Genomic DNA, 26,983 nt, shown 5'->3' with positions numbered 1-26,983 from the left:
GCCTTGCATAGCGTTGCAAGGCGGTACTGCTTCCAGGCACGAATGTGCTTAGAAATACTGAATGGCGCTGAACCACACGCGCGGATCCTGATGCGGTGCGTCGTTCTGCTCAGTCCCGTGGATGGGCCATGCTGCGGTGACGCTGAGCTGTTGCCCGGCTCCGCGCCAACTGGCGCTAACCCCTGCGGCCGTGAGTGATCGCTGATTGCTTTGCGCGGTCCAGGGCCGCTTGCTGACCGTGATGACGCCCCGGTCGGCGAAGCCGCTCAATTGCACGCCCGGCGCAGCCAGGTAGCGCAGCTCGGTGCTGGCCTGCCAGCCCTGGTCGCCGCTGCCGGCGCCCAGCGCGTAGGCACGAACGCCATTGGGGCCACCGAGGCCAAACTTCTCCGAACTGTCGAGATTGTTACCCGCCCACTGCGCATTCAATTGGCTGTACAGCTGCCAGCGTGGGCTCAGGTACTGCAAGCGGCCGAGGCTCAGATTGGCGCGTGTGAAATGTCCCGCGGCGCCGGCGCTGAGCCTATCCATGGTGCGGTCGATGGCTTCGCCGATACCCAGGCGCCCGGCGCTGTAGCTGAGCGAGACAAAACTTTGCCCACCGCCCAGCCAGCGGTCCTGGCCACTGGCGTTAATACCCAGGGTCCACAATTCCACATGCTTGGGGCTGCGCAGGTCGAACAGGTCGATATCGTCTTGCAGTTGCTTGTCGTCGAACTGCAATTGCGCGCTGAGGTTGAAGGTGCGGCTGCGAATCAAGGGTTGCAAAGCGAAGAGGCTGCGCACGGTGGCTTGGCCTTTTGCTTCGAGCACTTCTACGTCCTTGCCCAGTTGGTAGCTCATGCGCGAATAGGAAGTGCCAAGGGTGGTCGACCACGGGCCCACGGGCAGGCTGTAGCCGAAGCGGTAGTAACGTTGGTGCTGATCGCTTTGCAGCAGGCGCATGTTGAGGGCATCACCCAGGCGCAGCGGGTTGTTTAAAACCAGGCTGGCGCCAAGGCGATATTCGCCGGTGTAGCGGTCGCCGTAGTTGTCGGCTTCCAGGGTGCCGGCGTACCAGGGGCCAGGCTCGGCATCGACCACCAGGTCGGTGCTGCCGGGCAGTGATCCGGGGCGCAAGGTGCCTTTTACTTCCACGCCTGGAAGATCGCTGAGCAACAACAGGCTTTGCTCCAGGTCTGCGTCGTAGACCGCCTCACCCGGACGCAATGCCGACAACGGTTGCTGCAACACAGCATCGATCACGCGGGAGCGATTGTTCAACTCGATGCGGCCGTAATGCCCCTCCAGCACCTGGATACGCACGATGCCTTGATCAATGTCCTGGGCGGGCAAAAAAGCCCGCGCCAGTGCATACCCGTGAGCCTGGTAATACTGTGTGATGCGTTGTGCAGCGGCGCGTAGCCCGGCGAGGTCCAATGACTGGCCCGGCAAGTCGGCCAGCAGTTCAAGCAGTTGCTCGCGATTGAAGACCTGGTTGCCGTCGATCACAAAACCTTTCACTTGCAACTGCATACCGCCGCCAGGCGTTGCCTGAGACGGTGCTGAAGGCTGGGGCATGTCAACCTGCACCGGCGCAGAAGGCAGGGGTGCCGGTGCCAGGGATTCAATGTCACGCATTACCTGACCCGCACTGGGCACCTGGGCCCAGACCGAGGGCACGCCAGAGAGCGCCAGCGCGACACCGACGGCGAGCAAAGGCCTCGTCGCGAAATCGTTAATCATGGTGAACCGGCGCCCGTGCATCGATCATTTCTCCCCTGTCTGCAACAAATTGGTAATGGATAAAAGAAGGTGTCGCCGACGCCCCTGTAAGGGGGAAATCCGCGCAGGTAAATGGCGCAATCGTGGCGCTGCGCTGAACCTCGTCAGCGGCGCCCGGCTCCAGTCGCTGCGCAGTGAGCGAGACAAAAAACGGTGCCTTATTGCAGGCCTCAAGGGCCTTGCGGTGTGCGCGCCAGATCAACTGTCGGCCCGCCTCTTCCGCGCTACCCGCCAGCCCCGCCGGCCTGAACAGCAGCTTCATGCGCAACCGATACGAAAGCCGCAGCAGATGCGTACTGCTTGGCGGCAGCGGTGGCACTTCAAGGAAGTTCAGCCAAAACAGCGACTCGCGGTCGGCGGGCAGCGCTTCGCCGGTGTAGCGGACTTCAAGTGCGCTGCGCTGCCCAGGGTCCAAGCGCAATAACGGACGGCTGACCACGAACGGCACGGACAGGCCTGAGGGGTCTTGATTGATCTGGCCCCGGTCCAACCAGCTCTGGGCCAGGATCGGCGCTTCGCCGCCATTACTGATTCGTACCGTCAGCGCACGTGCATCGGCTGCATAGACGAAGCGAGTTCCCGTCACCGTCAACGCTGCCTGGCTGCTACTGGCATGCGCGCAAATCAGCAGGCACGCGGCATAAAGCGACCTCACAACACACGCTCCTTGCCTGCAGGCCGGGCGTCTATGTCGTGACACACCAGATTGAGCAACTCGAACGCGCTACCTTCGCGGGCGTGGCGCTCGGGCAGCGCATAATCCACTTGGCATTGCTGGGCGGCATCGCTGCCCCACTCCACGCGAATCGAGCCGCGATCCTTGTCACTGCGTACCACCAGCCGGCTGCCCTGCCCCACCGCACCAATCACTTGGCCGCTCTGCACATCAATGGCTGAGGCAGCGAACGGCAGGCGCTGGCCATTACTGCGTCGGCTGTCGATCAACAACGGGCGGGATTTACGCGTCGGGAAATCCAGCATCACCACGGCGCCGGCACGGGGGGCGACACTGCGCGAGCTGACTTGAAGTTCGACGTCGTTGGGCACGCCCTGCGGATCGACATCGATCTGGTTGAGCTGATAGGGGCTCAAGCTGGTGATGACCGCGTAACCATCCTTGCCAATGCTCGATCCTGCATAACCGACACTGGCGCCTTCGGCGTCAAGCGCTCTGACCACGCCCACTGTCTCGCCAAGGGTTTGTGCGAACGTCGCGCCGCCCGGGTGCAGGACCACGGCGCCCGATGCACTGAGTGACTGCTGGTGATAATCCGGCCCCTGGGAAAGACTTGCACCGAACGCGCCTTGGGGCAGACGGTAGTTGACGCTGGCATTGCTGGAGGCACCGCGCTGCCGGTCGGCATGGGCGACCGAAACGGCATAAGAGGTATCGCCGCGCTCATTGAAGCCGCCGGATATACCGGTAGACATCTGCCGGCCTGAGCGACGGTCATGGCTGGCATAACTGTTGATCACCGCACCGCCATGACCATCGCGGCCCAAGGGAATCGACAGCGTGAAGGTGAGCTGCGTGTCGTCTTGATCCCCTGCATATCGCAGCCCGCCCGGCGAGGCGCTATGGCTACGCTGAGCCGCAATCGAGTAGAAATTGCCACGCCACTGATTGCTGTAGCCCATGGAGAAACTGAGGGTCCGCCCCCCATGCTGCCAGTACTGGCTTGAGGAACTGTTGAGATAGACGCTGCCTCCATCGGCGCCCAGCCCCTGGCTGATGTTGGCGTCGAACCGCGCGCGTACGCGGGCAAAGTCTGAGGTGCGCCCTGACTCGTTGCGCATCCGATCCTTTAGCGCAACCGCATCGTGAAGCCCCAAGTAACCGGACGTTGAATAGCGATAGGCGAGCAACGAGAAATTCGTACGGCTATTGGGCAGGTTCTTGCTGTATGACAGGCGCAAACTGGAACCCTGCTGGGTCTGCCCTGCGGGGAGTTCGGTGCTGGCTGCGGTGAGGTCGGCGGCGAAACCGCCGAACCGGGTATTAAGCGCCATGCCTGCCAGGCCGGATACATAGCCGGGGGTCAGTGCGGTGCCGCCGTAACCGGTCAGGTTGTTGTCCAGCCCGCGTTGCAGGGTGCCTTGCATGACAACTGGCGGTCGGCCATGCAAGCCGGGATCGACCAACTGACCGGCCACCAGGCTGTAGCGCGTTGAGCCTGGGCGGAGTAATTGCACGGTCGTGGCAAAGGGCACGACGAACCCATGTTCGCGACCATCGGCTTCGGTGACTGTTACCCGCAGGTCGCCACCAAAACTCGCTGCTTGCAGGTCGGCGATCTCGAAGGAGCCCGGCGCTACGGTTGTTTCATAGACAAGGTAGCCACGCTGATAGATCGACACCTTGGCGTTGGAGGCCGCAGTACCACGCACCACCGGGGCGTAGTAGCGCTGCGTATCAGGCAACATGCGGTCGTCGCTTTCGAGCTGGACGCCACGAAACGACACCGCATCGAACAACTCACCACTGGTCGTGCTCTCGCCGACCAGCAACTGCGACTTCCAGTCCGTGAGGTCAACCTGACCATAGGCGTAACCGCGCTGGTAGCGCCCACCCAATGTGGGTGACCAGGTCAGGCTGGCGTTATGCCGCAGCCTGACACCGCCCAGGTTCAGGCCCATGTTCAACCCTGAATAGGCATGCGTGTCGCGGCGCCCTTGGCTCTGAACGCTGAACAGGTTGGCGTCGTAGTTCAGCAAGCCGGCTGTTACGCCACTGTCCCAACTGGACGGGTCGACATAGGTGCTGGTGGCGGGCCGTTGCAGGTAGTACTGCGCAACGGTGATGTGCAGTTTCTGTTCGGGCAGGTCAACACTGATGGCAGCGCCCGGCACGAAACGTTCAAGCTTGTCGCAGGTCAGCCCTTGCGGGACGACCGCGCTCTGTTGATCGCTGCCACGTCCTCTGCGACTACGCTTAAGGTCTATGCCAACACGCGTGAGTAGTTCGGCGCTATAGCATGGTTGTGCATCCACCAGCCCGGCGACCGTCCGTAACTCGACCTCCTGAGTCGCACGCCATTGACCATTGACCAGGATATCCAAGCGATAAGTCCCCGGAACATTACGTGCCGGCTGTTCAAAACGGGTGGTATCAATGGCCATGCCGGACGCTCCTTGCATTAACATCTGTGAATCGAAAATGATCGGCTCATCAAGCTGGCTGGGCGTGACAGGCGTTGCCGTTGGCACATCCTGAGCCCATGCCTGAAGTTGCCCTCCCAACAGGACGGCAATGAATAAAAACAGTGCCCAAGGACGACTTTCATTCGCCCATGGCATAGCCAGACCACCGAATGCTCTCGGTCGAAATCGAACAGGTAAAAACATAGTCAGTCCCATGCCACGGCTGTGCGCCGGAACCGGAAAGAAGCGCGAGGCCTGTGGCGTTATTTGCCTACGGGCTGCTCGAACATCCGCCTTGCGCCATAGTCATTGATGGCTTCGTAACGCACTTTTGGCCCACTAGCGTGGCAGTTAAAGCGGGTTGAGGTTGTGAGCACTGTCTTGCCGAACGGTGCAACCATCCCGGTTTTGACGGGAAACGCCTGGCCATCGCAGTCAACTTCGACATGGCCGAAGGACACGTAATACGGCGTCGGATTCGCCACCTCCAGGTTCGTCGCACCCGTGCTTTTGGGCGTCGCCACAACCGTCCATTTGAGCTGCTCGGGAGCAGCGTCTACGCCCGATGCAAGCGCGGTCGGGCGGTAAAGCAGCTTGAGTCGCGTCCTGAAGGCAAACTGCAACACCGCATCATCCGAAGCTCTGCGTGGTGGGGTTTCCAGCACATTGAGCCAGAACAGCGATTCGCGGTCGGCGACAGCGATGGATTGGGTACGACTGATCCTCAAAACCGCTCCACCACTGGGGTCAATCCGGCTGACCGCAGGCGCGACAACAAAGGGAACCTGAACATCCTCAGGGGCCATCTCTGCCTGCCCATCATCCACCCAGCTTTGCACCAGTACCGGTTCACGACTTGAATTTGCCAGCCTGACCGTCACGTCATCCACATTGGCAGGGAAAATCACTCGAGTGCCTTGCACCACAATGGCTGCCTGGGACGCTTGCACAAACAGCCCGAGGAACACAGCGCCGATGGCGAGAGAATACGTACGCGCTATCGGCGCCATGAACCACCTCCTGCATCGTCAGCGGTTATTGATAGGCCAGCGTGTAGCGCACGAACGAAATGCCAGAACCCGGAGTGACAGCAGGCGCGGTCGATACGTAAGATGCTTTGTAGGACAAGGTCGCAGTATTGCCTTTGACCACTGCCACCTGAGGCGTTGTTTCCCTTTGGCCCAGCTGGATTTTCTTGCCATTGGCCGTATCGTTGAATACTTGAATCTGCACGCCTGTTGCAGGTGCACTGCCGATCAGCTTGAGATTGCCGGTAACCGAATCGATATTTTCAACTTGATCAAAATCGATCGAAACCTTGGCGTCGTTAGTGCATTGCGCACCCGACAATTGCAGCTTGAACGGCACAAACGGTGACGCGTTGCCTATCGCGGCGAATGTACCTGGCGCGATCCGCCCCAGTTCCACATTGGTCACGTTGCCCCCCCCTGGCGCCTGGCCGTTAATGTCGCAAGTCACATCTGTGATGCTTCCTGAAAAGTTCACAATCCCATCCGCCGCATAGGTCAGCGAAGGCGCAACTAAAGCACATAGGAAACTGGTTAGAACCAGCTTTTTCAACGAGAAATTTTTCACATCATATCCTTATCAATTAAGTTCACGACCATGCAAATAGCAAGTGTAACGCACGATGATGCGACCACTTAGTTATATGCCTACCGACATCTACCGGAAGACCAGAACAACAATACAGGAAGCCCGTTCTATTTTTTTATAGATCATTCCTACAAGGACTAAGGACATTTCGTATAGACGATATTTTCTTGCCTATATCTCTAAAACCACATTTAAGTTAGTGGCACCTTCATCGCATGAGACCTGTATTACTTGCGATGGACTTGGCCCTGCGTAAGCAGTTGGAACGTTACCCTAAAAGGATTTTACGGATGAGCACCATTGTTATCGCCGACAACCATGCGCTGATGCGTTTTTCGATCAAGAAGCTACTGGAACAAAACGGCCACACCGTCGTCGCCGAAACTGGGAATGGCCAGGAAACCCTGCATATGGTGAACAGGCTTGAGCCGAACCTGCTCATACTGGAACTCGACCTGCCAGAAATGCATGGGTTGGACGTGATCTCTTTACTGACCCTGGGTAAGTGCTCAAGCAAAATACTCGCGCTCACTGCCTATGATGCGGAGAATTATTTAATCCGCTGTTTAAAAGCCGGCGCCTCGGGCTTTGTCTCAAAAACTGCTGAACTGAGTGAAATACAAAGCGCTGTAAAAGCGCTGCTAAGAGGTAAGTACTACTTTCCACATGTCACACAAAGAATGGCACAAGCGATTAAGCATACTTATTTATCACATACACCAAAGCCAATAAAACTCACAAGGCGCGAAACCGATATCTTGGAGCTTCTGGCAAAGGGCTATAACAACCAAGAGATCGCCAAGCTCTTGATGATCAGTCATAAGACTGCAAGCGCTTACAAACTTAGATTATTATATAAATTCAATACTTCCCACCTCCTTGGAATGATTGACGCGGCGCGTCGGGGAGGTTACATCGCAGGGAGTTTAACGGTTTTATAACAGCGAACCTGCGGTCAGTATTTATCCACTTGAAACCGCTCATATCTGAACTGAACCGGCGGTTCATTTCAGGATGCGCAGATATTAGTTTCAACCGCTTAATGATGTGAACACCGTCTCGGCTAACGCATTTCAAGTGATACCGTCATCCGACATCACGCAGAGCAACGAAAGAACGCGCCGAAGCGTCTATCCCCCAAATCGCAGGCAAAAAAAAGCCACTCGTTAGAGTGGCTTTTTCATTAATGCTTGGAGCGGGAAACGAGACTCGAACTCGCGACCCCGACCTTGGCAAGGTCGTGCTCTACCAACTGAGCTATTCCCGCTTGGTGATGCGCATTCTATAGAATCCTCAGCACCCGTCAACCCCTTGATTCAAAAAAGTTTTATTTCTTTTCAACGGTGGTTCGCAGATGGGGCCAGGCCGCACGCAGATATTGCAGCATGGACCACAGGGTCAGGCCTGCGGCGACCAGCAGCAAGGCGTAGCCCGTGAGGACCCAGAACGAGAAGTCCGACGGGTTGGCCAGCAGGATGACCAGCGCGAGCATCTGCGCGGCGGTTTTCCATTTGCCCATGTTCGATACGGCCACGTGGGCGCGGGCGCCGATTTCGGCCATCCACTCGCGCAGGGCCGAGACGACGATCTCGCGGCCGATGATGACGGCGGCCGGCAGGGTCAGCCACAGGTTGCCGTGTTCCTGTACCAGCAGCACCAGGGCGACGGCCACCATGAGTTTGTCGGCCACAGGGTCAAGGAACGCGCCGAAGGGCGTGCTCTGTTCCAGGCGGCGGGCCAGGTAGCCGTCGAGCCAGTCGGTGGCGGCTGCGAAGGCAAATACCGAACTGGACGCGACGTAGCTCCATTCATACGGCAAATAGAACAACAAAATGAAAATCGGGATAAGCAGGACGCGTAGAACGGTGATCAGATTAGGGATATTCATCGGCACAACTGGCTACGAGGTGAGAAGGCATTCTATTCGCTGTGCAGATTGGCATAAATCAATTCAGCGAGCTTTTTACTGATACCGGGTGCTTTGGCTATTTCGTCAATGCTGGCACGGGAGAGCTCCTGCAAGCCACCAAAATGTTTAAGCAAGTCGCGACGCCGCGTCGGGCCAACCCCTGCCACCCCTTCCAGGGTTGAGGTTCGCCGGGTTTTGCCACGGCGCGCGCGATGGCCGGTAATGGCGAAACGGTGGGCTTCGTCGCGAATTTGTTGAATCAGGTGCAGCGCGGGCGAGTCGCCTTTCAAGGTGAATTCATGGGCGGCATCATTTAAGTACAACGTCTCGAAGCCGGCCTTGCGCGTGGTGCCCTTGGCGACGCCGAGCAGGATCAGGTCAGGCACGGCCAGCTCGTTGAGCACGTCTCGCGCCATGGATAACTGGCCCTTGCCGCCGTCTACCAGCAGGATATCAGGCAGCTTGCCCTCTCCGTCTTTCAACTTGCTGAAACGCCGCGTGAGCGCCTGGTGCATGGCGGCGTAGTCATCGCCTGCGGTAACGCCTTCGATGTTGTAGCGCCGGTAGTCGGACTTGATCGGCCCTTCCGGCCCGAATACCACGCAGGAGGCCACCGTGGCCTCACCGCTGGAGTGGCTGATGTCGTAGCACTCCAGGCGCTGGGGCGGCTCATCCAGGTTGAGTACCTCAGCCAGAGCGTCGAAGCGTGCGGCAACGTGCTGTCGATTGGCCAGGCGCGCGCTCAGGGCCTGTTCGGCGTTGGTCACGGCCAGTTGCTGCCAGCGGGCACGGGTGCCGCGTACGCGGTGGCTGATGTCCAGCTCGCGGCCGCGCAGCTCGTGGATGGCCTCGATCAAAGTGGGGAAGTCTTCATGCACCACGTTGACGATCAGTTCAGACGGCAGGTCGCGCTCAGGGCTGCTGACGTAGTACTGGCCAAGAAACGCAGCCATCACTTCTGACACGTCTTCGTCGATACCGGTCTGCGGGAAAAAGTTCTTGCTGCCCAACACCCGGCCAGCGCGCACGCTGATCAGGTGCACACAGGCGCCACCCGGATTGACGAACGCGGCGATCACGTCGACGTCGCCGGTGCCGCCTTCCATGCTTTGCTGGTCCTGGACCCGGCGCAGCAAGGAGATCTGGTCACGCAGTTCTGCAGCCTTTTCGAAATCCAGAGTGCTGGCCGCCTGCTCCATCGCCCCGGACAGCTCATCGGTGAGCGCGTTGCTGCGCCCTTCGAGGAACATTACGGAATGGCGCACATCCTCGGCGTACTCCGCCGGCTCGACCAGGCCCACACAGGGCGCCTTGCAGCGCTTGATCTGGTATTGCAGGCACGGCCGCGTGCGGTTCTTGTAAAAGCTGTCTTCGCACTGGCGTACAAAAAAGGTTTTTTGCAGCAGGCTCAGGCTTTCACGAATTGCACCGGCACTGGGATAAGGCCCGAAGTACTTGCCCTTGAGCTTTTTAGCCCCGCGATGAATGCTCAGCCGGGGGAAATCGCCGTCCGACAAATACACATAGGGATAGGATTTATCGTCACGCAGCAGGATGTTGTAGGGCGGCCGCCATTCCTTGATCAGCGTCTGCTCAAGCAGCAACGCCTCGGTTTCATTGGCGGTAATGGTAGTTTCAACCTGGGCGATACGCGCCACCAGAGCGGCGGTTTTCGGCGCAAGGCCGGTCTTGCGAAAATAGCTCGCCAGACGGTTCTTCAGGTTCTTGGCTTTGCCCACATACAGCAGGCGCGCCTCGCTGTCGAACATGCGGTACACGCCGGGGCGGCCACTGCAGGTCGATAGAAAGGCACTTGGATCAAACGGCGTAGTCATGTCAGGCGCTGGCGTCCACCATGCCGTGGCGCACCGCGAGCAGGGTCAATTCAACATCACTGCTGATGGCGAGCTTCTCGAAGATGCGATAGCGGTAGGTATTGACGGTTTTGGGCGACAGGCACAGCTTGTCGGAGATCGACTGCACCTTCTGGCAACCGACGATCATCAAGGCGATCTGGATTTCCCGCTCCGACAGCGTATCAAACGGCGAATCGCTGGTGGGCTGGAAGGATTTGATCGCCAACTGTTGGGCGATCTGAGGGCTGATGTAACGCTGGCCGGCGAAGACCAGGCGAATGGCCTGCACCATCTCCGCCAGGCCCGCGCCCTTGGTCAGGTAGCCCGCGGCACCGGCCTGCAGGAGCCGCGTCGGAAACGGGTCTTCCTCGCACACCGTCACCACTACGACCTTGATGTCCGGATGGCTGCGCAACAGCTTGGTCGTGGCACCAAGACCGCCGATCCCGGGCATCTTGACGTCCATCAACACCACATCGGGCTTCAATTCCCGAGCCTTGATCAGAGACTCCTCCCCTGACTCAGCCTGGCCGACTACTTGCAGGCCGTCGATGTCAGCCAGCATTCGTGTAATGCCTGTACGAACGAGATCATGGTCATCGACTACTAGCACCCTAATCAAGCAGACACCTCGCGATATGGTCTTATAGATTGCTGAACACCTTAGCAAAAAAGCTGGGCGCAGACCTAGCCGCAAGCGTCATATATATGGAGTTTGCCTGCCCGATAGTCGTCCACCGGGTGGCGGACGACCGGATTTATTGGGCAAAAGGTCAGGAATCCTGGGGCGCAGACCTGGTTTTTCCATTCAGGGATTGGGAATGTTCGGCCAGGGTCGACGTCAGGCGGCGAATTGCATCCTGGTCTTCCTTGAACATCGCCCGGTAATCCACCAGGACCTTTTCTTCAAGCTGGCTGAGATTTTCCAGCTGGATCGGCGTGGCAGTGCCGGTCAGCACGTACAGGATGTCCACGCCTCTCTCGGCGACACGTGACAGGTAATCAGCCTTGGGCGCACGCCCGCCGCTTTCATACTTGCCTTGAGCGTTAGCTTCGACGCCTCCGATTTCACCAAAAACTTTTTGCGACAGGCCAAGTCGCTCTCTTTCTTGCCTTAAACGCGAATCGATTCCACTCATTTGGATGTATGATCCTATTTGGCACACCCCAAGAGGTGACACACTCATCTCTTTGTTAAACGAACTTGAACGGTTTTGAACTATGCCCGGAATCCGTACTGCTGCACAAGCCAAGGCCTGGCTGGAACATCAAGGAAAGTCAGTGCAGGCGTTCGCCCGTGAACATGGCGTTGATCCGGCAACCACCTATCAAGTGCTCGCTGGGCGCAAAAAGGGACGGCGTGGTGAGGCCCATAAGGTAGCGGTCCTGCTGGGCATGAAAGAGGGGATCATCCTCGCTGAGGCAGATGGCCAAAACGACGATCAGGAAGTCGGCTCCTGAATCAGTATGCGCTTATTAGAACTTTGCGCATGACTTAACATGCGCGACAGACACGCTCCATCCGCCAGAAGCCGTCCTCTTCGCCGACAATGCTGAACCCGATGCGCTGATAGAGCTTTTTGGCCGGATTGGTCTTGAATACGGTCAACCGCAATAGCCCCAGCGCTTGCGCCTTCAGCGCCATGTGCTCCAGCACCCAACTGCCTGCGCCCTGCCCGCGATGTTCTTCGAGCATATGCAACTCGCGGATGTACAGCGCGCCATGGTCGCGACTCAGGCTGACAAACCCCAACGTTTCATCGCCTCGGCAAACCAGCCAGTTTTCCCGACCGGCCCAGGCGGTGTCGAAGCCGTCATTGGACCAAATCAGCCGGTTTTGCACGTAGTAGCGGTTCATCGCCTGGTGGGTCAGGGCTCGTGCAAACGGCAGATCCTTTTCTGTGGCTGCGCGCAGGTAAAAGGCCATTTACACCGCCACCACGTGACCCAGCCAATGCTCGCCATCGCGGCGGGCAATCACCAGCGCCTCGCCGACGCAGGGCACCGCTGCAAGCAGGCGGCCATCCGCGCCCCAGATCGCACTGCGGCCTGCACACGCCCAGCCACCCGACGGGCCACCGTGGTTAGCCATCAGCACCAGCAGACGATGTTCGGCGGCATAACCCTGCAGCAGCGCGCTGTCTTTGGCGTAACCGCCTTCGCTGATCAGCACGCCGGCTGCGTACACATTGGCACCCGCTTGCGCCGCTTGGCGCGGATGACTGGCGTGGGAAAAGTCAGCGCAAACCGCCAGGGCAATTCGATCATCACCCCACGCCAGTGCCGCACCGCCCTGCCCGGCTGCAAACGCCACTTCTTCGCCTGGATGCAAATGCTGCTTGGTATAGACGGCCACCGAGCCATCGGCACCCAGTACCAGAGCGCCAATCATGACCTGCGTTTGTGAGGCCAGGCGAATCGGCATCCCTACCACCGCCGTCAGTTGCAACTCACGCGCCATTTCGCGCAGGGGTGCCAGCAATGGGGCGTCGGGAGCAATAGCCAGGTCGGCGGCCAGCGTGGGTTCGTAACCGGTCAAAGACAGCTCCGGAAACACCAGCAATTGCACGCCCTGCTCTGCCGCAGCCTGCATAAACACCAAGTGCCTTGAGATGTTGGCCGCGACGTCGCCGGCAATGGAAAGGGTCTGCGCCGCAGCAAGGGTCAAGGCAGTCATGGTCGCGTCCAGGCAATCATTGTTTAAGAGTGACCAGCATAGCGACACTCGCCCCATAGTCGTAAGTACCCTCAAGCAATAGAAATTACTGATTGAATCCACCCGTGCGCCTCTAGTAAGCTCCCCCCATCATTTGGAGAGCCACCATGTTGCAACTCACCCACACTCAGGTTTGCCCTGCTGCCAGCGCCTTGCGCTCGGTGTCGGCTACCCGCGTGAACGGTTCGAGCGCACTGGCCGGCTTTTATTTTGGGTATTGGTTTAGCCACTGGCGCGCCTGATACCTGAAATCGGCGCCCACTACTCAAGGGGTCGCCTACCAGAGAAATCTAAACCCCCGGTCGGCTCCCCGACCGGGGGTTTTGTTTTTTCAGCCGCTAACTATTTTGTTTGCTCAAGAACACTTAAAGGAATCACACCATGAACTACACCAACTATTACCGCTTCGACACTTGCACTGCATGGCGATTTAGCCAGCTCCGTTCGGGACAGCCTGCCGCCTCCGATCGGTCACCTATTGGTGGCAAACCAACACACCTTGCCAGTACGGCCAATTGTCGAACACCCCAGTAGGCCAAGCGCGCGGGAACAACCCGCCGCTTGCCCAGGAAGCCTTGAATATGAACTCCTCCGTCGCCGCTTTGCCCGTCTGCACCCTCAACAGCGCCAATGAAACCCTGACCCAGCGCTTGCCCAGCTCCCTTGAGCTGAAGCACCAACTGCCCCTCAGCCCGTTCCTCAATGAACAGATCCACGCCCATCGCCAGGCCGTGCGTGCCATTCTCAATGGCCAGGATTCGCGCTTACTGGTGATTGTCGGCCCGTGCTCGATCCACGATCCGGAATCGGCCATGGAATACGCACGCAACCTGAAGAAACTTGCGCTCGAAGTCAGCGACCAGATGCTGCTGGTGATCCGCGCCTACGTCGAAAAACCGCGCACTACCATCGGTTGGAAAGGCCTGGCCTACGACCCGCACCTGGACGGCAGCGATGACATGGCCACCGGCCTGACCCTGTCCCGTGAACTGATGCGTGAAATGCTGCGCCTGGGCCTGCCGGTCGCCACCGAACTGCTGCAACCCATGGCAGCAGGCTACTTCGATGACCTCCTCAGTTGGGTTGCCATTGGCGCGCGCACCACTGAGTCACAGATCCACCGCGAGATGGCCAGCGGCCTGGGCATGCCCGTGGGCTTCAAGAACGGCACCGACGGCGGCGTCGCGATTGCCTGTGATGCGATGCGCTCGGCGTCCCACCCCCACCGCCATTTCGGGGTCGATAGCCAGGGCCATCCCGCCATCATTCAAACACCGGGCAACCCCGACACGCACTTGGTGCTGCGCGGCGGTCACGGTGGGCCAAACTACGATGCGCAGAGCGTGGCCCAGGTGAAACATGACCTGGCCAAAGCCAAGGTGGCAGCGCGGATCATGGTCGATTGCAGCCACGCCAACAGCGGCAAGGACCCGCTGCGCCAACCGGCGGTGTTCAATGACGTATTGGAGCAGCGCTTACAGGGCGATACCTCGCTGATCGGCATGATGCTTGAGAGCCACTTGTTCGAAGGCTACCAGCCGCTGAGCACGTCGATGAAATACGGCGTGTCGGTGACCGATGGTTGCCTGGGATGGAGCGGGACCGAGCAGTTGTTGCGCAGCGCGGCCGAACGGTTGCGCGAATACAGTAAAACCGACTGATCGCTGGCTGGGCTGGGCGGGAAAGTTGACGAGCGCTCGTGCGAGTGTTCAGATGCCCGCCTGTTTCAGGTGCCCCCTGCCGCCGTGCTCGGGGTGAAACGGGAAACCGGTACGCTCTTGCCGAGCAAGTCCGGTGCTGCCCCCGCAACGGTATATGCGTGATCCCTTCGACACACCACTGTGGCCATTGCGCTATGGGAAGGTGAAGGGATCCATACGCATGAGCCCGGAGACCGGCCTGAAATTTCTGTTTGGCAAACTCCTGCGGTGGGCGGGCATGGGCCGGTATTGGCGTGTGCTCGATGCCTTCTCTTGCGTGCTTCTGCGAAGATACTTTCGAGAAGACTATGATTCGACGTTCATTCACTCCCTTGGTCGGTTGCCTGTTCAGCCCATTGCTGCTGGCTGACGACAATGCCCTGATACTCAATGCGCAACTCGTCTCGGCGCCTTCGGTGGAGTCCACCACCGTCGCAGCCATGGCCCGGTACGGCAGCAAAATCGACGTGGTCAGCCGCGCCCAGATCGAGCGAGCCGGCCCTGCCGCCGACGTGTCCCGGGTCATGCAAATGTTCATTCCCGGGCTGTACGTCGCGCCGAAAAACGGCCCGTTCGACTACGGCACCTATTCCCTGCTTGGTGGACGCAACGATGACACGTTGATCCTGCTTGACGGTGTGCGCCTGAATAACCGCTTGTACGGCGGTCTTTACATCGACACCCTGCCAGCCAATGCCATCGAGCGCATCGAAGTGCTCAAGGGTGGCCAGAGTTTACTGTTCGGCACCCAGGCCGTGTCCGGCGTGATCAATATCGTCACCCGCAGCCCGCAGACGCCCAGTGCTTCCGGCGAAGTGAACCTGGGGGTCGATACCTTCGGTGGCACCACCGGCGACGCCCGGGTCGAAAAACTCTTCAACAACGGTTGGGGCGACATGGGCCTATTGGCCTACGTCAGCCGTAATGCGTCCGAGGGCTACCAGCCGTTTCGCAACCGCGATATGAAAAATGTCAGCAACAAGAAGCGCGCCTACGAGGTCACCACCTTCGGCACCAAGGCGATTCAATCCTTTGGCGACCATTCACGCCTGGAACTGTTCTACCAATACGCCGATGCCAACCTGGATTTCGCTCGCCCGGTGGCATCCCACAAGACCACCAACGACCGTGTTCAGCAGATCGCCACAGCGACCTTCGAGCAAAATATCAACGAACGCCTGAGCTATTTCGTCAAGGGCCATATCAACGATTGGGACACCCGCTATACCCGCATCAACAACCTTGACGCAGGTGGCACCCAGGTGATCAACCATAACGACTATTGGGGTTTCACCGATTGGGGCGTGCAGGCCGAGGGCAAGGCCCAATTGCCGGGCGGGCATGTGTGGATCGTCGGCAGTGATAACCAATGGTTCAAGGGCCAGGACGATGTGCTGGTAATCGACAACAACAAGGCCCAGGCCCACGCGCTGTACACCCAACTGCGCCCGCAGATCGACGCCCTGCCCGATTGGCACCCCAGCCTTGGTGTGCGCCACGAAGCCATGAGCGGGGGCGACAGCGCCACCGTCGGTATGCTCACCTCGCTCTATGACCTCAACGAGAATTGGGCGCTGCGCGGTCAATATGGCACGGCCTACAAGCTGCCCAACGCCGAACAACTGTTCGTCAATGAAACCGACGAAAAAGGTAACCGCCACCTCAAGCCTGAGAAAAGCCGCAACGCCGAGTTGGGTGTCGACTACAGGGGATCACTCGCTGGACGCGATTTCAACGCAAGCGTGACGTTATTCAAACGTGAGATCACTGACCTGATCACACTGAACGATAGGCTGTGGGTCAACGGCCAGGGCCAAGTCAAGATGCGCGGCTTCGAGGCCGACGCCAGGCTGGCGCTCAATCAACAATGGAGCGTGCAGGCGGATATGACTCGCAACCTTACCGAGTCGCGTGCCGGAGTGACCATCAACGACATCCCGAGCTTTTTCGCCCGCTCACGCATCGGTTTTGAATCGCAAAGCCGCTTGTGGGGTGCAGGTGCAGCCATCCGTTATATCCGCGATATCGCTAGCTCCAGGCAGGTCGAGTACGGTCATTATTCAGTGGTAGACGCCGATGCCTATCGCTATCTGGACTCAACGCACCAGCACCGCGTAAGCCTGTTGGTGGAAAACCTGTTCGACCGCGACTACGTCACCAGCCGCTCCAATAACGTCGACAACCTGGGCCGTCCGTTCACCTCAGAGGTGCGTTATACGTATCGTTTCTGATGAAAGACATCACGCAAATCGAAGGGGTGGATACCCATCCAGACTGGTCGCATATCCCCGACCACGCCTACCATGTGTTGCTGTGCACCGGGCCACGCTGCACCCAACGCGGCGCCTTGCAACTGTGGAAAAGCCTGCGCCGCCGATTGCTGGAACTTCATCGCATCGAAGTGACCGGCGGCGTGCTCTTGACTCGCACTCATTGCCAGTTCCCCTGCAACCTCGGCCCGGTGCTCACGGTCTACCCCCAGCGCTGCTGGTATGGCGTGCATAGCAAGGCCGATGTAATACGCCTGGTGGATAGGCACCTGATAAGTGGTGAGGTCGTCGATGATCTGTTGATCACGGGGCACTCATGAAATCGCCCTGGTTATGTGTGGGCGCCCTGCTCTGTGCGGCGCCGGTACTGGCGGACAGTTACCGCAATTGCGCCCAGACCTGGACACTGCCGCACTCGCCTCCCTCACGCATCGTCGCGCTCAATCAGCACGCAGCCGACCTGTTGCTGGCCCTGGATGCAGGGCCGTCACTGGTCGGCGTGGCCTACCTCGACGATGACGGCAAGGCCCATCGACGGGGCAAGTATTTCGAGGTGCCGGTGATTGCAGGCAAATACCCGTCCGGCGAAATGCTGTATGCACAAAAGCCAGACTTGGTGGTAGGTGGGTTCGCCAGCGCGTTTGGTGACGGCGTGACCTCACGCACCGGCCTGGCAGATAACGGCGTTGCGTCTTACCTGCTGGAGTCCGCTTGCGCCGGGCACACCCTTGATTACTTCCGACATATTCGTCAGGACCTGCGCACCCTCGGCGACCTGTTGCACAAAAGCCGGCGTGCCCAGACATTGATCGACGCACTGGACGCCGACCTGCTGCAGGCCCGGAAAATGGCAGACGCGACCAGAACCGTGTCGGTGTTTTACCTGGACAGCGAGGTCAACGGCCTCGACAGTGAAGGCCAGCGGGGGTTTGTCACTGCGCTACTGGCCGCATCCGGGGCCCGTAACGTGCTGGCAGACATCCCTCTTTCACGGGTCACCGTGAGCCGCGAAACCTTGCTGATAAAGGACCCCGACATCCTATTATTGGCCGATGCCCTGTGGTCGCCCGCCAGCCGTAAACGCCAGTTGTTGACCACCGATCCGGTCTTGTCGACATTACGCGCGGTGCGTGAGAACCGAATGATCGATGTCGCGTTTACTCATTTGGTGCCCGGCGTCGGCAGCGGCCAGGTAGCGCGCGAACTGGCCCGCGAACTCCATGGCATTCCTTGCCCCCCTGCAGGGCTTGTTCTTGATTGACCGGGATGACGCCTAGGCCCCTGCTACCCGCGGCACCCGGGACAGCTCCCGTAACCACGGCAGCACCCGCAAGCCGTGGGCTGCCTCGGATGGGTCGACGATATCCATAAAGTGTTCGAGGCTGACATTGTCCGGCACGCCCGGCAGACGCACCCGCACTGCTGACGTTGCGCCGCCAGGCTCGCCCAGATCGATGTGCTCGTACACCAACACATGGTGCACCGAGTGCTGGGGCCCACAGGCGTGGGCCAGCAACCCGGCATTGATGATGAGCACATCGAAGGGCTCGGCTGGAATGGAGGTCAGAATCTGGACTTCTTCAAGCGTTTGCACCGGCACAATCCGGTAATACCCCAACTGGTTGAGCATTTTCTCGATGTACAGGCGTTGCAGATGCTGTTCATCGGCAATCAGGATAGTCAGTGCTTTGTTTGGCATGGCAAACCCCTGGGGCAGGCAGTGCTCGACAGTGAGCATCGCCCATTGTCCAGACATATGCCGACGACAAAATCAGGCGTTTTCCCCGTTAACGTAAGAGTTTTCCCAAATCACCTGAATGGCGATCAACCGCCGTCAAGGCTGATTGCAATAAGCCTCCAAGCCATGCTGCAAAGTAGCGATCGCCTCACTGACGCCATCAACCGCGGGGCTCAATGCTAGAGGGTCCCGCTGTTCACACACCGCCTCCAATGCTTCACAACACGCGATCAACTCCTGCGCCTTGACCATGCGTGCGCCGCCCTTGGCACGATGGGCCAGGTCGTGCAGCCTGGCAAAGTCGGCCTGGCTTAACAGCTGTGAGAGCAAGGCACGGTCCGTTTCCAGGCTGTCGAGCAACGGCACCAGCAACTCAATAAGCGCGGGGCGATCATCCCCCGTCAATGCGACCAGGGTGCTCAAGTCGAACGCCGCTATTTGTGGCGGGCCCAACTCGGCCGAGCGCGAAGCCAATGCCGAACGCAGGTCGTCCAACCCGGTGGGTTTGAACAGGCAGCCGTCCATACCGGCTTGCCGACAGCGCTCGGTTTCCTCCGGCTGAGCGTTGGCGGTGAACCCCAATAACAGGCAAGGTGCCTCACCCCGCTCACGCTCTTGCGCGCGAATCTCCTGCGCCAACTGGTAGCCATTCTTGAACGGCATGTTGCAATCGGTGATCACGCCGTCGAATTGTCCCGCCCGCCACTGCTCAAACCCCTGGACGCCATCTTCGGCCGTGGTGATCTGATGGCCCAGGAAGCTCAACTGACGCGCCAGCAGCAAGCGGTTGGCCGGGTAGTCATCCACCACCAGGATGCGCAGCGCGCGGCCCTGTGGCGCCGCATCAGCCGTGGGTGCTGCATGGGCCGGCAGGCTGTCCGTCAGGGCCAGGGGCAATGTCACCTCCACCCGGGTGCCCTGCCCCAGCACGCTGCTCAGGTGCAACTGACCGCCCATCATTTCGCACAAACTGCGGCTGATCACCAACCCCAGGCCAGAACCGCTGCGGGCCGACTGCTGGTTATTGCTGCCCTGGATAAACAGGCTGAATAACCGCTGCTGATCTCTGACGCTGATCCCGATGCCGGTGTCTTGCACCCATAGCTGCACATTCAACCGGTCGCCCTCGATCACCGCCTGCGCGCCGAGGCTGACCTGGCCGTTGGCGGTAAACTTGATGGCATTGCTCAACAGGTTCGACACCACCTGTTTGAAGCGCAGCGGGTCGACCAGCACCGTCCGGTCAATCAAGGGCTCAAACTCAATTTGCAGCGCCACGCCCTTGGCTCGCGCCAATCCCTCGAACACTCGCGCCACCGACGCCAGCAGCTCGCGCAGGTTGGCCGGCTCCAGGCTCAGTGACAGGTGCCCGGACTCGATCCGCGCGATATCAAGAATGTCGCCGATCAGTTCCAACATGCCGCGCGAAGCCACCGATGCCACTTCCAAGGCATCGCGGTCGGCCCGCCCCTGTTCGGCATTTTTCAAGGCCAGTTCGATCATGCCGATCACGGCGTTCATCGGCGTGCGGATTTCGTGACTCATGGTCGCCAGGAAGGTGGTCTTGGCGCGGTTGGCGGCGTCGGCATCGTCCTTGGCTTCCTGCAATTGGCCCAGTAAGCGATGACGCTCGCTGACGTCCACCCAACCGGCAATCATGCCCACCACCTTTTCATCGCCGTCGCGGTACGGCAGCATCCATTGGTAAATGGTCAGCACATCACCATTGGGCACCTTGAGTATCCGGTCATGAATCTGCGGCTCTCCTGCGGCCATCAAGCGCAAATAATCCTCATGAAACGACTGGGCCTGCGGAGGGTTGTTGACGTCGGTTTCCATCACCGTCTTGCCGATCACGTCTTCAAGCTTGTAGCCAAACACATCGAGGTACGCGTTGTTGCAGGCCATCAACCTGCCCTGGCGGTCGCGCACATAAATCGGGTGCGGGGTGCCGTCGATCAATACACTCATGAACCGCATCTGATCGCTGAGCGCCCGCTCGGCCTGCACACGCTTACGAATCAGGCTACGCAAGTAGATGACCCATCCCAGCGTGACCACCAACAACAGTGCGGCCAACCCGAAGCCCTGAATGATCACGTTGCGATAACGCAGCCAGTAGCTGTCCTCGATGATGACTTCGCTGCGCCATTGGCCAATCAACTCATCCATTTCCTGCGGTGTGATGCTCAGCAGCGCCTTGTCCAGGATCGAATACAGCTCCAACTGACTGCGGTTGACCCCGAAGGTCACGCGTGCCGGTTCAGTGCCGACCGTACTGGTGATACGCAAGCGGTCACGGTAATGCCGGCTGATCAGATAGCGCGCACTGATCAGCGAGTTTACGGCGCCATCGGCGTCGCCATTGGCCACCAGCGCCATGGCTTGCTGCGGGTTTTCCACGTCGATAAACGCAACCCCTGGGAAGTTTTGCGTTATCTCGTCATGCAAGCCATTGCCGGTCACCATAGCCAGGCGTTTGCCGACCATATCCTCCAGCGTGAGCGGGCTGTCGGGGCTGTCGCGGGTCACCAGCACAAACGGGTTGGTCAGGTAGGGCCGGGTAAAGCGCACTTTGTCGGCACGCTCCATACTGGGGGTGACCACCGCCAGCATATCCGCCGTGCCTGCACTGACTATATTGACCTGGCGCGGCAACGAACTGCCCGGCACCACATCGAACTTCAAACCGGTGCGCAAGCTGATGCGCGACAACACCTCGGCACTCAGCCCTTCGAATTGCCCCTGGTCACCGATAAAAGACAGTGGCAGAAAGTCGTTGAGCACCGCGACTCTGACCCGTGGGTTTCTCTGCACCCAGCGTTGTTCATTGGCACTCAAGTGCAGCCGGTCAATGCCCACGATGCCCAGGTTGCCACCGCTCCAGCGGCGCAGGATCTCCATCTGCTCACTGGCGGGAATGGCCTCCAGCGCCGCATTGATGATCTGCAACAGCTGCGTATTGTCCCGGGTGACGGCAAACGCAAACGGGTTGACCTCCAGAGCGGAAAAATCGGCCATGCGTACATTGTTCAGGTGGTTGCGATTGATCAGGTAATTGCTGCTGATGGCATCGCCCAGGTAAACATCGGCGCGACCAAACGCCACCGCGCCTATGGCCTCGAAGGTCGAGGCAAAAAGCTCCAACTGTGCACGGGGGTAAAATGCCCGGACGGCGTTTGGCTGCATATAGTGATACAGCATTGCCACCCGCTTGCCTGCCAGGTCATCACTCAACGCCTGGCTGTCACCGCTGCGCGTCACCAGGGTCGGTTGATCGTTGGCGTAGGAGCGAGACAACTGCAATTGCGTGTCGGCAGCCTCATAACCATTGGCGGAACCGAGAAAATCCACGTCCCCCTGCTTCAGGGCGTGGACCACATCATCGCGAGTTTCGTAGCGCCGGACCTCGATGGAAATATGCAGAGCCTGGCCAATCAGCGCGGCAAAGTCGGCGGTGATACCTTCGAGCTCGTCGTTGTTATTGGTCAGGTCAAACGGGACGTAATCGGGGGCAGAAATGCCCATGACCAATGTGCGCCGCTCGCGTAGCCAGCGCCAATCGGCCTCGGTCATCTCGACTTTGGGGAGGTCGAGGTGGGAGTGCCCCAACAGTTGCAACGACTGGGGATCTTCAAAGGCCACCGCGATCAGGGGTAACAGGCTCATCCACAGGATCGCGACGAACCTGGTCAACGCAGTGGTGATCATTTGCCGCTCAGATCAAATGGTTGCGCTGGGCAAACTTGGACAAATGCACTACCGAAGACATACGTAACTTCTCCTTGAGTCGAGTCTTGTAGGTGCTGATGGTCTTGTGGCTCAGCAGCATTTTCTCGGCCACCTCCTTATTGCCCAGCCCCAGGGCCAGCATCTGCAGGACGGTCAATTCACGGTCCGACAAGCACTCGATCATCTGTCGTTCCGTTTCCTGCAGGTCATCACGGCGTACCGAGCTGGTCGGCAAACTGGGGAAACAGCTGTAGCCCGACCTGATCGCCCTGATGGCCTTGATCAACTCGTCCAACTCTCCAGTCTTGGCAACAAACCCCATGGCGCCGGCACGCATACAGCGGGTAGAAAAGAACACCGCCATGTAGGAGGTAAGCACCAGAATCTTGCACGGCAGGGCCAGCGCCTTGACTCGGCTGATAACCTCCAACCCACCCAGCTTTGGCAGCGCAAGGTCGAGAATAATCAGCTCGGGACGTTGCTCCCTCGCCAATTGCATTGCATCTGCCCCATCTCCTGCCTGGTAGATTTCAGTAAACCCTTCAGCTTTCAGGAGGTGCGTGACCGTCGCGCGGATGAACGGATGGTCATCCACAATTAATGCTTTGCTCATAAAACTTCCCTATGTGGACAAAATACCCTTACACATCACACCGGGACTGGGTACCTGTGAGAAATGACAGTTCCGACGAACGGCACTGCACACCCTCAGGGCGATAACCAGGCGATGTCTGGCCCCTTCAATTAACTCAGCATAACCACGGCCGCCAGCCTCAACGACCCAACAGCCGCATGTGCCCAACCTTAGCAACGGCAAGATGTTTCAATTGAAGGGATATTCCTGACTACATGTAGGATTTTTCCACGACTAAGCTTAGCCAATCCTGGCGCGCCCAGAGGGATCAGTCGGTGGTACTCGGGCTCCAGAAAGCCTGTACCACCAGGGTTGACGTGGAGATGCGCGCCACCAGCGCATCCAGCTCATCGCCATCGACCGAGGTTGCGACCAGGGTGGCCTCAATCTCCACTTCTTCGCTGCCAAATGGCCGCACGTCGACATCGCTGGCCGGGTAGTTAGAGCGTGCCAGCTCGGCTTCCAACAAGACCATCACCGCCTGTTGCTGACTGCGCCGTGCAATTACGTAAAGGATGTTGGTGACCTCTGCCGAGACCACGTCCAGCGGCTGACGGTTGATGTTGTTGACGATCGGTCGCAGCAAGGTATTGGCCGCCAGCACAAACAGCGTGCCCAGCAATGCCTCAAGGATCAGGTCGGCACCGGCACAGGCGCCCACCGCCGCCGAAGCCCACAGGGTGGCCGCCGTATTGAGGCCACGCACATTGCCTTCCTCACGCATGATCACACCGGCGCCCAGGAAGCCGATGCCCGACACCACGTAAGCAACTACACGCACAGCGCCTTCGGCACCGCCGAGGCGGTTGGCCATGTCGACGAAAATCGCCGCGCCCACCGCCACCAGCACGTTGGTGCGCAAGCCCGCGGTGCGCTGGCGATACTGGCGCTCGAAGCCGATCAAGCCCCCCAGAATAAACGCCGCGCTGAGGCTGACCACGGTGTCGATCAGGGAGTTGAGGTTGATGTTGTTGATTGCCTGCATAAAAAGATCTCCATGAATGCAGCGGCAAATTGGAAGCACCGCAGGTCCCTGTGGCAGCTGCTTGCGATAGCGGCGCGTCAGCTAATGAATCAGGCGACTGATACACCGTCATCGCGGGCAAGCCCGGCTCCCACAGGTTTTTGCGGTGTTGCATAAAACGTATTACTGCCAGCCAAACTTGCGGATGTAGTAGCCCTTCACCGCCTGGGTCAGCGCCATGTACGCCAGCAAAATCACCGGCAGGAATACGAAGTACAGCGACGGCAGCGCCTGCAGTTTGAAGTAGTGCGCAAGCGGCCCCATCGGCAGAAAGATCCCCACAGCCATGATCACGCCCGTCATCAGCATCAACGGCAGCGCCGCACGGCTTTGCAGGAACGGGATTTTTGGCGTACGGATCATGTGCACGATCAAGGTCTGGGTCAGCAGCCCCACCACGAACCAGCCAGACTGGAACAGGGTCTGGTGGTCCGGGGTATTGGCATCGAACACATACCACATGAGTGCGAACGTGGTGATGTCGAAGATCGAACTGATCGGCCCGAAGAACAACATGAAGCGTCCCACTTCCCCCGGCTGCCAGCGTTGCGGCGTGGCGAGCATTTCGTCATCGACGTTATCGAACGGAATGGCAATCTGCGAGATGTCATACAGCAGGTTCTGCACCAGCAGGTGCATCGGCAGCATCGGCAAAAACGGGATGAACGCACTGGCCACCAGTACCGAGAACACGTTGCCGAAGTTGGAACTGGCGGTCATCTTGATGTACTTGAGCATGTTGGCGAAGGTACGCCGACCTTCCAGCACGCCCTCCTCCAGGATCATCAGGCTCTTTTCCAACAGAATGATATCGGCCGCTTCCTTGGCGATGTCCACGGCACTGTCCACCGAAATACCAATATCCGCCGTGCGCAGCGCCGGTGCGTCGTTGATACCGTCCCCCATAAACCCCACAACGTGCCCATTAGCCTTGAGCAGGCGCACGATGCGTTCCTTGTGGCTGGGCGTAAGTTTGGCAAACACATTGGTGGTTTCTACCGCCTGGGCCAGCTCAGCGTCGGTCATGGCTTCGATATCGTTGCCCATCAGCAAGCCCTGTTGCGCAAGGCCCACTTCGCGGCAGATCTTCGCTGTGACCAGCTCGTTGTCGCCGGTCAAGACTTTCACCGCCACGCCATGGGCCTTCAGTGCCTTGAGGGCCGGAGCAGTGCTTTCCTTGGGTGGATCGAGAAACGCCACGTAACCGATCAACGTCAGGTTGTTTTCATCCGCCAGGCTGTAGGTATCACGCCCCGCCGGCATCGGCTGGGCGGCGACCGCCACCACACGCAGCCCTTCCTCGTTGAAGGCGGCGGTCACTTGGCGAATGCGCGCCAGCAGCTCTTCGCTCAATGCTTCATTGACGTCACCATGGCGCACGCTGGTGCACACCGACAAAATTTCCTCCACCGCCCCTTTGCAGATCAGCAGGTGCGGCTGGTCCCGCTCAGCCACCACCACCGACATGCGGCGGCGGTTGAAGTCGAAGGGGATCTCATCGACCTTGTGGAACGCGGTGCCGACTTTGAGCTCGCGATGGATTTCCACGTGTTCCAGCACTGCTACATCCAGCAGGTTTTTCAGGCCGGTCTGGTAGTAGCTGTTGAGGTAGGCCATTTCCAGTACGTCTTCGGACTCCTGGCCCCACACGTCCACATGGCGCGCCAGGAAAATCCTGTCCTGGGTGAGCGTGCCGGTCTTGTCGGTGCACAGCACGTCCATGGCGCCGAAGTTCTGGATCGCGTCCAGGCGCTTGACGATGACCTTCTTGCGCGACAAAAACACCGCGCCCTTGGCCAACGTCGAAGTGACGATCATCGGCAGCATTTCCGGAGTCAGGCCCACGGCAATCGACAACGCAAAGAGCAGCGCCTCGGTCCAATCGCCCTTGGTGAAACCGTTGATGAACAGCACCAGCGGCGCCATCACGAACATAAAGCGAATCAGCAACCAACTGACTTTGTTGACACCATGCTGGAACGAGGTGGTGGCGCGATCAGTGGCGGTGACGCGCTGTGCCAGGGCACCGAAATAGGTGCTGTTGCCGGTGGCCAGAATCACCGCCGTGGCGGCGCCCGACACCACATTGGTGCCCATGAACAGGATGTTCTCCAGTTCCAGCGGGTTACGGGTATGGGCGTCCTGCTGATGGGCGAACTTCTCCACCGGCATGGATTCACCGGTCATCGCCGCCTGGCTGACGAACAAGTCCTTGGCGCTGAGCACGCGGCAGTCGGCGGGGATCATGTCACCGGCCGACAACACAATCAGGTCGCCCGGCACCAGTTGCTTGATGGGCAGCTCAATGCGTTTGGCAGCGTCGCGGCGCAGCACCGTGGCGGTGTTGCTCACCATGGCCTTCAAGGCATCGGCGGCCTTGTTCGACTTGGCCTCCTGCCAGAAGCGCAGCAGAGTCGAGAGCACCACCATGGCAAAAATCACCGTGGCGGCCTTCATGTCTTCGGTCAGCCAGGAGATCACCGCCAGCAAGGTCAGCAGCAAGTTGAACGGGTTCTTGTAGCAGTGCCACAGATGCACCCACCACGGCAGCGGCTGTTCGTGCTCGACTTCGTTAAGGCCGTATTGCACGCGCAGGGCGTCGGCTTCCTGAGTGCTCAGGCCCTCGGCGTGGCTGCCCAGCACGCCCAGCAACTGCACGGCGCTGCCGTTGGCCGACGCCACCAGGGTGTGCGCCAGGCTGGGTGGTACTTCGCGGCTGACACTGGCGTCGGTCACGGTCTCAAGCATCGCCAGGCGGCGAAAATGCCGAGCGATGTGCCGGGTCCGCAGGAAGCCGGCGAAGAACTCTTTAAGCAGCGTAAGGTTCATGGTGTAACTCCTGCGCGAGGAAAACCGCCGTGCAGGTACTGCCCGTCCACACC

23 protein-coding genes, 1 tRNA gene and 1 riboswitch are annotated in these 26,983 nt (G+C 59.3%); of the genes, 7 read left to right on the top strand and 17 right to left on the bottom strand.

Annotation, left to right across the window (positions count from 1 at the left end; translation table 11 throughout):
* Window positions 1-48 precede the first annotated feature (48 nt).
* The 5 genes from TX23_RS22195 to TX23_RS22175 form a co-directional block, all read right to left on the bottom strand.
* A complete protein-coding gene (locus tag TX23_RS22195) occupies window positions 49-1,725 on the bottom strand; it encodes a ShlB/FhaC/HecB family hemolysin secretion/activation protein (RefSeq protein ID WP_082629693.1) in 1,677 nt (558 codons plus the stop codon).
* On the bottom strand, window positions 1,718-2,419 hold the full coding sequence (locus tag TX23_RS22190; protein ID WP_057704036.1) for a fimbrial biogenesis chaperone: 702 nt from the start codon (window positions 2,417-2,419) through the stop codon (window positions 1,718-1,720). Before TX23_RS22190 ends, TX23_RS22195 begins: the two co-directional genes overlap by 8 nt.
* The gene (locus tag TX23_RS22185) at window positions 2,416-4,908 is read right to left on the bottom strand and encodes a fimbria/pilus outer membrane usher protein (RefSeq protein WP_280513738.1); all 2,493 of its coding nucleotides are present in this window, start codon (window positions 4,906-4,908) and stop codon (window positions 2,416-2,418) included. The genes TX23_RS22190 and TX23_RS22185 overlap by 4 nt, the downstream gene beginning before the upstream one ends.
* A gap of 260 nt (window positions 4,909-5,168) precedes the next feature.
* A complete protein-coding gene (locus TX23_RS22180; protein WP_082629680.1) occupies window positions 5,169-5,915 on the bottom strand; it encodes a fimbrial biogenesis chaperone in 747 nt (248 codons plus the stop codon).
* A gap of 25 nt (window positions 5,916-5,940) precedes the next feature.
* Window positions 5,941-6,501 (bottom strand): fimbrial protein, encoded by a 561-nt coding sequence (locus tag TX23_RS22175; protein ID WP_057704034.1) that lies wholly within the window; start codon window positions 6,499-6,501, stop codon window positions 5,941-5,943.
* A 311-nt stretch (window positions 6,502-6,812) separates the two neighbouring features.
* Here TX23_RS22175 and TX23_RS22170 point away from each other — a divergent pair, with 311 nt between their 5' ends.
* Window positions 6,813-7,463 carry a response regulator transcription factor gene (locus TX23_RS22170; protein WP_057704033.1) on the top strand — a complete coding sequence of 217 codons (651 nt, stop codon included), beginning with the start codon at window positions 6,813-6,815 and terminating at the stop codon, window positions 7,461-7,463.
* A gap of 250 nt (window positions 7,464-7,713) precedes the next feature.
* Here TX23_RS22170 and TX23_RS22165 read toward each other — a convergent pair.
* From TX23_RS22165 to TX23_RS22145, 5 genes are all read right to left on the bottom strand, one after another.
* Window positions 7,714-7,789, bottom strand: a tRNA-Gly gene (locus tag TX23_RS22165).
* Between the two features lie 60 nt (window positions 7,790-7,849).
* Complete coding sequence (gene pgsA, locus TX23_RS22160) at window positions 7,850-8,410, bottom strand: CDP-diacylglycerol--glycerol-3-phosphate 3-phosphatidyltransferase (protein WP_003190391.1); 561 nt, start codon at window positions 8,408-8,410, stop codon at window positions 7,850-7,852.
* Between the two features lie 32 nt (window positions 8,411-8,442).
* Window positions 8,443-10,266, bottom strand: a complete 1,824-nt coding sequence (uvrC, locus tag TX23_RS22155; RefSeq protein ID WP_057704032.1) for an excinuclease ABC subunit UvrC — start codon at window positions 10,264-10,266, stop codon at window positions 8,443-8,445.
* Window position 10,267: 1 nt separating this feature from the next.
* A complete protein-coding gene (gene gacA, locus TX23_RS22150) occupies window positions 10,268-10,909 on the bottom strand; it encodes a response regulator transcription factor GacA (protein WP_005786991.1) in 642 nt (213 codons plus the stop codon).
* A 151-nt stretch (window positions 10,910-11,060) separates the two neighbouring features.
* Complete coding sequence (locus TX23_RS22145) at window positions 11,061-11,426, bottom strand: helix-turn-helix domain-containing protein (RefSeq protein WP_057704031.1); 366 nt, start codon at window positions 11,424-11,426, stop codon at window positions 11,061-11,063.
* A gap of 82 nt (window positions 11,427-11,508) precedes the next feature.
* Here TX23_RS22145 and TX23_RS22140 point away from each other — a divergent pair, with 82 nt between their 5' ends.
* Complete coding sequence (locus tag TX23_RS22140; protein WP_057704030.1) at window positions 11,509-11,748, top strand: DNA-binding protein; 240 nt, start codon at window positions 11,509-11,511, stop codon at window positions 11,746-11,748.
* A 34-nt stretch (window positions 11,749-11,782) separates the two neighbouring features.
* Here TX23_RS22140 and TX23_RS22135 read toward each other — a convergent pair whose 3' ends face one another.
* Together TX23_RS22135 and TX23_RS22130 are read right to left on the bottom strand one after the other, a co-directional pair.
* On the bottom strand, window positions 11,783-12,214 hold the full coding sequence (locus TX23_RS22135) for a GNAT family N-acetyltransferase (RefSeq protein ID WP_057704029.1): 432 nt from the start codon (window positions 12,212-12,214) through the stop codon (window positions 11,783-11,785).
* A complete protein-coding gene (locus TX23_RS22130) occupies window positions 12,215-12,964 on the bottom strand; it encodes a carbon-nitrogen hydrolase family protein (protein WP_057704028.1) in 750 nt (249 codons plus the stop codon).
* 146 nt (window positions 12,965-13,110) lie between these two features.
* Between TX23_RS22130 and TX23_RS28685 the strand changes: the two genes are divergently transcribed.
* The 5 genes from TX23_RS28685 to TX23_RS22110 all read left to right on the top strand — a co-directional run bounded on the left by TX23_RS28685 (window position 13,111) and on the right by TX23_RS22110 (window position 18,234).
* A complete protein-coding gene (locus TX23_RS28685) occupies window positions 13,111-13,245 on the top strand; it encodes a hypothetical protein (RefSeq protein WP_267910996.1) in 135 nt (44 codons plus the stop codon).
* A gap of 339 nt (window positions 13,246-13,584) precedes the next feature.
* Complete coding sequence (locus TX23_RS22125; RefSeq protein WP_057704027.1) at window positions 13,585-14,664, top strand: 3-deoxy-7-phosphoheptulonate synthase; 1,080 nt, start codon at window positions 13,585-13,587, stop codon at window positions 14,662-14,664.
* Window positions 14,665-14,714: 50 nt separating this feature from the next.
* Window positions 14,715-14,920: riboswitch (cobalamin riboswitch) on the top strand.
* Window positions 14,921-15,011: 91 nt separating this feature from the next.
* Window positions 15,012-16,934, top strand: a complete 1,923-nt coding sequence (locus TX23_RS22120; RefSeq protein ID WP_057704026.1) for a TonB-dependent receptor plug domain-containing protein — start codon at window positions 15,012-15,014, stop codon at window positions 16,932-16,934.
* The gene (locus TX23_RS22115; protein WP_057704025.1) at window positions 16,934-17,293 is read left to right on the top strand and encodes a (2Fe-2S) ferredoxin domain-containing protein; all 360 of its coding nucleotides are present in this window, start codon (window positions 16,934-16,936) and stop codon (window positions 17,291-17,293) included. The genes TX23_RS22120 and TX23_RS22115 overlap by 1 nt, the downstream gene beginning before the upstream one ends.
* A complete protein-coding gene (locus TX23_RS22110) occupies window positions 17,290-18,234 on the top strand; it encodes an ABC transporter substrate-binding protein (RefSeq protein ID WP_057704024.1) in 945 nt (314 codons plus the stop codon). Before TX23_RS22115 ends, TX23_RS22110 begins: the two co-directional genes overlap by 4 nt.
* Before the next feature lie 12 nt (window positions 18,235-18,246).
* On the opposite strand, the gene TX23_RS22105 is transcribed toward TX23_RS22110, so the two are convergent.
* The 5 genes from TX23_RS22105 to mgtA form a co-directional block, all read right to left on the bottom strand.
* The gene (locus TX23_RS22105) at window positions 18,247-18,672 is read right to left on the bottom strand and encodes a hypothetical protein (RefSeq protein WP_057704155.1); all 426 of its coding nucleotides are present in this window, start codon (window positions 18,670-18,672) and stop codon (window positions 18,247-18,249) included.
* Between the two features lie 135 nt (window positions 18,673-18,807).
* A complete protein-coding gene (locus TX23_RS22100; RefSeq protein ID WP_082629678.1) occupies window positions 18,808-22,422 on the bottom strand; it encodes a transporter substrate-binding domain-containing protein in 3,615 nt (1,204 codons plus the stop codon).
* A 7-nt stretch (window positions 22,423-22,429) separates the two neighbouring features.
* Entirely contained in the window at window positions 22,430-23,056 is a 627-nt protein-coding gene (locus TX23_RS22095) for a response regulator transcription factor (protein WP_057704023.1), read from the bottom strand.
* Between the two features lie 289 nt (window positions 23,057-23,345).
* Window positions 23,346-24,062 (bottom strand): MgtC/SapB family protein, encoded by a 717-nt coding sequence (locus tag TX23_RS22090; RefSeq protein WP_057704022.1) that lies wholly within the window; start codon window positions 24,060-24,062, stop codon window positions 23,346-23,348.
* Window positions 24,063-24,224: 162 nt separating this feature from the next.
* On the bottom strand, window positions 24,225-26,930 hold the full coding sequence (mgtA, locus tag TX23_RS22085) for a magnesium-translocating P-type ATPase (RefSeq protein WP_057704021.1): 2,706 nt from the start codon (window positions 26,928-26,930) through the stop codon (window positions 24,225-24,227).
* Window positions 26,931-26,983: the final 53 nt, after the last annotated feature.

Origin of the sequence: Pseudomonas paralactis (genome assembly GCF_001439735.1) — a bacterium.
Classification (GTDB): Bacteria; Pseudomonadota; Gammaproteobacteria; order Pseudomonadales; family Pseudomonadaceae; genus Aquipseudomonas; species Aquipseudomonas paralactis.
Note: the sequence above shows the minus strand (reverse complement) of the source record. Positions and strands in the feature narration are given on the sequence as shown.

What these genes read in the sequence shown, in the direction of transcription:
- TX23_RS22195 (WP_082629693.1), bottom strand. Translation starts at nt 1,725, where the DNA reads ATGATTAACGATTTCGCGACGAGGCCTTTGCTCGCCGTCGGTGTCGCG.
- TX23_RS22185 (WP_280513738.1), bottom strand. Translation starts at nt 4,908, where the DNA reads ATGTTAATGCAAGGAGCGTCCGGCATGGCCATTGATACCACCCGTTTT.
- TX23_RS22180 (WP_082629680.1), bottom strand. Translation starts at nt 5,915, where the DNA reads ATGGCGCCGATAGCGCGTACGTATTCTCTCGCCATCGGCGCTGTGTTC.
- TX23_RS22170 (WP_057704033.1), top strand. Translation starts at nt 6,813, where the DNA reads ATGAGCACCATTGTTATCGCCGACAACCATGCGCTGATGCGTTTTTCG.
- pgsA (WP_003190391.1), bottom strand. Translation starts at nt 8,410, where the DNA reads ATGAATATCCCTAATCTGATCACCGTTCTACGCGTCCTGCTTATCCCG.
- uvrC (WP_057704032.1), bottom strand. Translation starts at nt 10,266, where the DNA reads ATGACTACGCCGTTTGATCCAAGTGCCTTTCTATCGACCTGCAGTGGC.
- TX23_RS22145 (WP_057704031.1), bottom strand. Translation starts at nt 11,426, where the DNA reads ATGAGTGGAATCGATTCGCGTTTAAGGCAAGAAAGAGAGCGACTTGGC.
- TX23_RS22140 (WP_057704030.1), top strand. Translation starts at nt 11,509, where the DNA reads ATGCCCGGAATCCGTACTGCTGCACAAGCCAAGGCCTGGCTGGAACAT.
- TX23_RS22135 (WP_057704029.1), bottom strand. Translation starts at nt 12,214, where the DNA reads ATGGCCTTTTACCTGCGCGCAGCCACAGAAAAGGATCTGCCGTTTGCA.
- TX23_RS22130 (WP_057704028.1), bottom strand. Translation starts at nt 12,964, where the DNA reads ATGACTGCCTTGACCCTTGCTGCGGCGCAGACCCTTTCCATTGCCGGC.
- TX23_RS28685 (WP_267910996.1), top strand. Translation starts at nt 13,111, where the DNA reads ATGTTGCAACTCACCCACACTCAGGTTTGCCCTGCTGCCAGCGCCTTG.
- TX23_RS22125 (WP_057704027.1), top strand. Translation starts at nt 13,585, where the DNA reads ATGAACTCCTCCGTCGCCGCTTTGCCCGTCTGCACCCTCAACAGCGCC.
- TX23_RS22120 (WP_057704026.1), top strand. Translation starts at nt 15,012, where the DNA reads ATGATTCGACGTTCATTCACTCCCTTGGTCGGTTGCCTGTTCAGCCCA.
- TX23_RS22115 (WP_057704025.1), top strand. Translation starts at nt 16,934, where the DNA reads ATGAAAGACATCACGCAAATCGAAGGGGTGGATACCCATCCAGACTGG.
- TX23_RS22110 (WP_057704024.1), top strand. Translation starts at nt 17,290, where the DNA reads ATGAAATCGCCCTGGTTATGTGTGGGCGCCCTGCTCTGTGCGGCGCCG.
- TX23_RS22105 (WP_057704155.1), bottom strand. Translation starts at nt 18,672, where the DNA reads ATGCCAAACAAAGCACTGACTATCCTGATTGCCGATGAACAGCATCTG.
- TX23_RS22100 (WP_082629678.1), bottom strand. Translation starts at nt 22,422, where the DNA reads ATGATCACCACTGCGTTGACCAGGTTCGTCGCGATCCTGTGGATGAGC.
- TX23_RS22095 (WP_057704023.1), bottom strand. Translation starts at nt 23,056, where the DNA reads ATGAGCAAAGCATTAATTGTGGATGACCATCCGTTCATCCGCGCGACG.
- TX23_RS22090 (WP_057704022.1), bottom strand. Translation starts at nt 24,062, where the DNA reads ATGCAGGCAATCAACAACATCAACCTCAACTCCCTGATCGACACCGTG.
- mgtA (WP_057704021.1), bottom strand. Translation starts at nt 26,930, where the DNA reads ATGAACCTTACGCTGCTTAAAGAGTTCTTCGCCGGCTTCCTGCGGACC.